Origin of the sequence: Chitinophaga sp. (assembly GCF_036569125.1) — a bacterium.
Lineage (GTDB): Bacteria > Bacteroidota > Bacteroidia > Chitinophagales > Chitinophagaceae > Chitinophaga.
In genome coordinates, this window is the sequence record NZ_DATCRF010000813.1 from 1 (window position 1) to 7,144 (window position 7,144).

Annotated in this window: 7 protein-coding genes; all 7 read left to right on the plus strand. The window is 48.9% G+C overall.

Annotation, left to right across the window (positions count from 1 at the left end):
- The coding region (locus VIM87_RS29890; RefSeq protein ID WP_332000522.1) for an LTA synthase family protein at window positions 1–1,218 on the plus strand (1,218 nt) is incomplete at its 5' end.
- Window positions 1,219–1,296: 78 nt separating this feature from the next.
- Complete coding sequence (locus tag VIM87_RS29895; protein WP_332000523.1) at window positions 1,297–2,040, plus strand: class I SAM-dependent methyltransferase; 744 nt, start codon at window positions 1,297–1,299, stop codon at window positions 2,038–2,040.
- Window positions 2,041–2,132: 92 nt separating this feature from the next.
- Window positions 2,133–2,711, plus strand: a complete 579-nt coding sequence (locus VIM87_RS29900; protein ID WP_332000524.1) for a phosphatase PAP2 family protein — start codon at window positions 2,133–2,135, stop codon at window positions 2,709–2,711.
- Window positions 2,708–3,445: a ZIP family metal transporter gene (locus VIM87_RS29905; protein WP_332000525.1), complete on the plus strand. Its 738-nt coding sequence runs from the start codon at window positions 2,708–2,710 to the stop codon at window positions 3,443–3,445. The genes VIM87_RS29900 and VIM87_RS29905 overlap by 4 nt, the downstream gene beginning before the upstream one ends.
- A gap of 24 nt (window positions 3,446–3,469) precedes the next feature.
- Entirely contained in the window at window positions 3,470–4,768 is a 1,299-nt protein-coding gene (locus VIM87_RS29910; protein ID WP_332000526.1) for a hemolysin family protein, read from the plus strand.
- A 251-nt stretch (window positions 4,769–5,019) separates the two neighbouring features.
- Window positions 5,020–6,555: an aromatic amino acid ammonia-lyase gene (locus tag VIM87_RS29915; RefSeq protein WP_332000527.1), complete on the plus strand. Its 1,536-nt coding sequence runs from the start codon at window positions 5,020–5,022 to the stop codon at window positions 6,553–6,555.
- A gap of 201 nt (window positions 6,556–6,756) precedes the next feature.
- Window positions 6,757–7,144: SDR family NAD(P)-dependent oxidoreductase (locus VIM87_RS29920; RefSeq protein WP_332000528.1), on the plus strand; the 388-nt coding region annotated here is incomplete at its 3' end.

Consider the following 7,144-nt stretch of genomic DNA (forward strand, 5'->3'; position numbering starts at 1 on the left):
GCGCAAAAGCTGAATTATGTACGCACCGTGCCCGGTGTTGATAAACCGCGGCCCAACATTGTACTGGTAATGCTGGAATCAACCGGGGCAGCGGTTACCAGCATGTTCAACAATCCCATGCAGGCCACGCCCAATATGCAAAAGCTGGCAGACAGCGGCATCCTGTTCCGGAACTTTTATGTACCGGCCATCAGCACCGCCAAAACCGTGTATGGCGTAACCACCGGCCTGCCGGATATTACCCGGGTTAAAACCGCCAGCCGCCACCCGCAGATGGTAGACCAGCGTATTATTATGGACCAGTTTGCAGGATATGAAAAATATTACCTGCTGGGCGGTAATACCAACTGGGCCAACATACGCGCAGTGTTCAGCAATAATGTAGATGGTATCAAGATATATGAAGAGGGATACTTTAAAGCTGCCAAGGCAGATGTATGGGGCGTTTCCGACTACGACCTGATCACAGAAGCCAGCGCCATTTTTAAAGATGCGCACCAGCGCAAGCAGCCTTTTGTTGCTTTCCTGCAAACGGCCGATAACCATCCGCCTTACACCACTACCAAAGGCGCCGGCGACTTTAAGAAGGTAACGGAAAAGGATATTGATATGAACAAGTTTAAACAGGCCGGTTTCATATCCATTGATCAGTTTAATGCCTTACGCTACCTGGATTATAACCTGGGCCACCTGATACAGCTGGCCAAGGAAGGCGGTTACCTGGATAATACCATTTTCGTGTTCTTTGGCGATCATAACTGTACGCTCAATCCTTACCATTTTATGCCCTTCCCGGAGTATGAGCTGGGCAGCGGCGGAGAGCATGTGCCCTGTATCATGTACGGGCCCGGCCACCTTACGCCACAGCAGAATACCCGCGCCGGCAGCTTGCTGGATGTGTACCCTACCGTGGCCAAGCTGGCTGGCATTCCGTTTAAGAACTATACACTGGGGGTGGACCTGTTGGATACAACTTACACCAGCCGTTACGCTTTTATTTCCTATATTAAGAACCTGCAATTCTGCACTGCAGTAATAGGGGAGCAATACCTTTTTGAGGTGAACAACGGCACCGGTAAAACCGCGCTGTACGACCTGAAGGGGGATGCCCTGAAAGATGTGGAGGCGCAGCATGCAGATACGGCCCGCGCGCTTAATAATTTAACGCACGGGTTTTATGAAAGCACCCGATATTTGATGTTTAATAATAAAAAATAGCGATTAGCCTTTAGCTCTTAGCCATTAGCAACAGGTAATCGCTAAAAGCTAAGAGCCAACAGCTAACAGCTCAAAGATATGGAAGCAGCAAAGCAGTGGTTCAAAGATTGGTTTAACTCCCCCTACTATCACGTGTTGTACAGCAACCGGGATGAAAAGGAGGCCGCTATGTTCATTGATAAGCTGCTGGCCTACCTGCAGCCCCCCGCAAATGCGCTGATGCTGGATGTGGCCTGCGGGCGCGGGCGGCACGCCAAATACCTGGCAGATAAAGGCTTTACCGTTACGGGCATCGATCTTTCCATTGACAGTATCAATGCCGCCAAAAAGCTGGAAAACGATCACCTCAGCTTTTTTCAGCACGATATGCGCCTGCCTTTCCGCATTAACTATTTTGATGCGGTGTTCAACTTCTTTACCAGTTTCGGCTATTTTGATACGCAGCGGGATAATGACAATGCCCTGCGCACCTTCAAAAATGCGCTGAAACCCGGCGGCCGCCTGGTGCTGGATTACCTGAACAGCCCTTATGTGGCGGCGCACCTGGTGCCCAGTGAGGTAAAGGAGCTGGAAGGGGTGGTGTTTGACATTAAAAGGGCCATCCATCATAACTGTTTTCTGAAGCAGATCAACATACTGGATAAGGAAAAGATGGTGCGCACCTCTTTTACGGAAAGCGTACATGCCTTTACCCGGGCTGATTTTGAGCGGATGTTTGCCAAACAGGGCCTGCAGATCATGGATGTTTTCGGCGATTATCATTTTAATGCGTACGATGAGCAGCGCTCACCCAGAATGATATTGATCGCGGAGAAAAGATAATTAAAGCGCAAAGCAGAAAGCATAAAGCTTAAAGCAAAACACAATAAGCTTTTAGCTTTCCGCTTTATGCTTTCAGCTTAAACGAAGTTTTTATGCTAGAATGGTTGTTACGTCAGGATCTAAGATTATTTTTTCATATCAATAACCAATGGCAGCAGCCCTGGATGGATGCGGTAATGCCCTGGATCCGGGAACCCTACCTTTGGGCGCCGTTATACCTGTTCCTGGGGCTGTTTGTAACCATTAATTACGGGTGGCGGGGTTTTTTCTGGATCGTGCTGTTCATTGTTTCCTTTGGGATCGCTGATCAAAGCAGCAGTTTCCTGAAAGATACCTTTAACCGGGTGCGGCCCTGCCGCGATCCGCTGCTGCAGCAGTTTGTACGGGTGCTGGTTAGCTACTGCCCCATGAGCGGCAGCTTTACCTCTAACCACGCCGCTAATCACTTTGCGCTGGGAACATTTTGTTTCTTAACTTTAAAAACGGCTTTTCAACGTTATGCCTGGCTGTTCTACGTATGGGCATTTGCGATAGCTTATGCACAGGTATACGTAGGCGTGCACTACCCGCTGGATGTAGCAGGGGGGGCCGTGCTGGGCACCCTGATCGGATTATTGAGTGGCAGCTTTTTTCAACGCCGCATTAGACTGGAGGCAGAACTAACAACATGAATTGGAGCTATTTGATATTAATATTTGCAGCTACCATTGGCGGCGGGGTCATTCCCATAACCGTTAAGCGGCTGCATCCCAACTTACCCATTTACCTGCTGGCTTTTACCGGCGCTTTCCTGTTCGGCATCACCATTATGCACCTGCTGCCGGAAGTGTACCAGGAGCTGGGGCATGCCGCAGGGGTCTATGTGCTGCTGGGCTTTTTTCTGCAGGTGTTCCTGCAGCAGCTTTCCCACGGTATGGAGCACGGGCACACCCATTTGCCGCCGGCAGAGGGGCAGCATCATCATATTTCCATCACACCTTTACTGCTGGGTTTATCCATCCATGCTTTTATGGAAGGTATTCCGCTGGGGCTGCGGTTCCAGGATCAGTCGGCCCTGCCTTCCCTGGCGCTGGGCATTGCCGCGCATAAAGTGCCGGAAGCCCTTACCCTGATGACGGTTATGATGCACACACACCAGCCGAAGGGGCGTTTGTGGCGCATCCTGGTGCTGTTTTCCCTGGTAACCCCGCTGGCAGCCGTACTGGCCGGGCAGCTGGGCCTGTATTCACAAACGGTGAATGCATCACTGGTATATCTCACTGCGCTGGTCATTGGCGCATTTGTACATATATCCACCACTATTTTCTACGAAAGCGGTACCCGGCATCATGAATTAAGCAAACGGAAGATTCTTGCGTTTGCCACTGGTATTGTTTTGGCATTTCTTACCTTAATATTTGAATAATTTTTTATTTTTAGCCTTTATATCATGGAAGTCGTCATTATCCTCATCCTGATCTTACTTAATGGTCTGTTCTCAATGTCAGAGATCGCCCTGGTTTCTGCACGTAAAGTCCGGCTGGAACACCAGGCCGGTAAAGGCGATGAGCAGGCAAAGGCTGCCCTGAAACTGGCTAATAATCCGGATAAATTCCTCTCCACCGTACAAATAGGCATTACCCTTATAGGCATCTTAACCGGTATTTACTCCGGCGAAAAGCTGAAATCGGACCTGGTAGCGTTCGTTGGGCAAATGGAGATGCTGCGCCCCTACGCCAACGGTATTGCCACCGGTATTATCGTAATAGTGATCACCTACTTTTCACTGGTGCTGGGTGAGCTGGTGCCCAAACGCCTGGGCATGGCCCGGCCGGAAGCGATTGCCAAAGCAGTAGCCAGGCCCATGACCTGGGTATCCAAGATCACCTTTCCGTTCATTGCCCTGTTAACAGTATCCACCAACGTGATCGTAAAGATCTTTAAGCTCAAAGGTTCAGACCAGCACGTAACGGAAGAGGAAATTAAAGCCATTATCAATGAAGGCACCAACTCCGGCGCTATTGAAGAAACGGAGCAGGAGATCATTGAACGGGTATTTCACCTGGGCGACCGGAATATTACATCCCTCATGACCCACCGTACGGATATAGTATGGCTGGATATCAATGAGCCGGTAGAGGTTATTAAACGTAAGATCGGTCACAGCCTGCACTCCGTATACCCCGTATGCGAAGGGCAGATAGACAGCATAAAAGGCATTATCTCTATTAAAGACCTGTATGCAGCAGCGTCTACCAACAGCTACGCGCTGAAACCCATTATCCGCAAACCCCTGTTTGTTCCGGAAAATAACAGCGCTTACCAGGTGCTGGAAAAGTTCAAGGAAACACAGATCCATGCGGCCTTTATAGTGGATGAATACGGTACTTTCCTGGGGATGATCACCCTGAACGATATCCTGGAGGCCATTGTAGGCGATATGCCGGAAACCGGGCAGCATGATGACTATGAAATGACCAAACGGGACGATGGCTCTTACCTGGTAGATGCCCAGATCCCTTTCTACGATTTTCTGAGTGAGTTTGATAAAGAGGACTGGATGGCAGAATTTGAGCAGGAGTTTGATACCCTGGCAGGTTTTATACTGCACCACCTGGAGCATATCCCCCAAACAGGTGAGAAATTTGACTGGAGAGGATTTACCTTTGAGATTGTGGATATGGATGTTCATCGTATAGACAAAGTTTTGGTATATACACCCGTACCAAGGGAAAGGGAGGAGGAGTAGTTTCTTAGTCCATGGTCCATAGTCTACGGTCCATGGCCTTTTACGGAGTTACATGTATTTTAAGGGAATGGGCTGGAATTGAGGTCCACAGCCCACGGTCCACTGTCCACTGCTTTTTACGTAGTTACATGTACTATAAGGGAACGGCTATGGACCGTGGACTATGGTCTGTGGTCTTTTTTTTAGGTTATTTCCAGCTTTGTATTATTTTTGTGCGTTTTTACATATAATAAATAATTTAATTTAAAATAATGATCCCAGTAGGAAGTAAGGCGCTTTCCTTAGATGAAGTGTACCGTATTTTATTCGGGCAAGAAACGTTGGAGCTGGAAGAAGCTGCTTTACAGCAGGTACAGGAAAACTTTTCGTTCCTGCAAAAGTTCTCAGCCAAAAAGCTGATCTACGGTATTAACACGGGTTTTGGCCCAATGGCGCAATACCGCATACCGGAGGCCGATACCCTGCAGCTGCAGTATAACCTTATACGCAGCCACAGCTCCGGCGCCGGTAAGTGCATGCCTCCGCTGTTAACCAAAGGATTGATGATAGCGCGCCTGAGCAGCTTTATGCAGGCGCATTCCGGCGTACACCCGGATGTGGTGAAATTATTAAGGGATCTGATCAATAAGAACGTATATCCGTGTGTGTTTGAGCACGGCGGTGTAGGCGCCAGCGGCGACCTGGTACAGCTGGCGCACCTGGCGCTGGTGCTGATAGGCGAAGGTGAGGTGTGGTATGAAGATAAGATACAGCCAACAGCCGAAGTATTTGCCCGGCTGGGCTTACAGCCTATGAAAGTACACATCCGCGAAGGGCTGGCCGTTATTAACGGTACCTCTGCCATGACCGGTGTAGGCCTGGTAAACCTGATAGAGGCCAAGAAGCTGCTGGGCTGGAGCTGCATCCTCTCTGCCATGATCAATGAAATTGTGGAAGCGTTTGATGATCATTTGTCGTACGAGCTGAATGTGGTGAAAAAACATGAAGGCCAGAACCGGGTAGCCGCAGTGATGCGCGATGTGCTGAAGGATAGCAAAATGGTGCGCCATCGCCCGGATCATTTGTACAAAGAGCTGGAAGAAGAGATTTTTAAGGATAAGGTACAGGAATACTACTCCCTGCGTTGTGTGCCCCAGATCCTGGGCCCGGTGTATGATACGCTGGTGCATGCGGAAAAAGTAGTGGTGCATGAGCTGAACTCTGTGAGCGATAACCCGGTGGTGGACCATCATCACCAGAATGTATTCCACGGCGGTAACTTCCACGGGGATTATATTTCCCTGGAAATGGATAAGCTGAAAATTGCCATCACCAAGCTGAGCATGCTATCAGAAAGGCAGCTGAACTACCTGCTGAATGAAAAGCTGAACCACAAGTTCCCGCCTTTCATGAACCTGGGTAAGCTGGGCTTTAACTTTGGTATGCAGGGGGTACAGTTCACGGCTACCTCTACGGTGGCGGAGAACCAAACGCTTTCCTTCCCCATGTACGTGCACAGCATTCCCAATAATAATGATAACCAGGATATTGTGAGCATGGGCTGCAATGCTGCGCTGATGGCCAATAAAGTAATAGAAAACACGTTTGAGGTGCTGGCCATACAGGTAATGACCATGCTGCAGGCGGTAGATTACCTGAACTGCCAGGATAGATTGTCCTCTTTCTCCCAACGTATTTACCGGGAAGTAAGGGCTATTTTTCCTAAATTTATTGAGGACAGCCCCCGGTATAAAGATCTGCAAAAGATCAAGGAATACCTGGTGCAGCAGGTACCGGTAAGTGTGTAAATGTGCGGATATGCAAATGTGCAGATATGCAGATGATGAGAAAATGTGCTGATGTGCCAATGTGCTGGTATTTGTTTGTAAAGAGTTTGCCAAACGATGTATCCAATTCGTAACTCGTAATTGAATAATTCGTAATTAACCATGAACTGTGCTTTAGTAACCGGCGGGTCAAGAGGAATAGGAAGGGCAATATGTATAAAGATGGCCGAACTGGGTTATCATGTGATCATTAATTTCAAAGGCAATACCGCTGCGGCACAGGAAACCCTGGATGCAGTGCGGGCCAAAGGCAGCGATGGTGAGCTGCTGCAGTTTGATGTAGGGAATGAGGAGGAAGTACAGGCGGTATTAGGCGCCTGGCTGGAAAACAATAAAGATAAACAGGTGCAGGTATTGGTGAACAATGCCGGCATCCGGGAAGATAACCTGCTGTTCTGGATGAACAGCGCCCAATGGCATAATGTGCTGAACAGCAGCCTGAACGGGTTCTTTTATGTGACCAAGCAGCTGCTGAATAATATGTTGCTGAAACGCTACGGGCGTATCATTAACATTGTTTCCCTTTCTGGCATTAAAGGGCTGCCGGGGC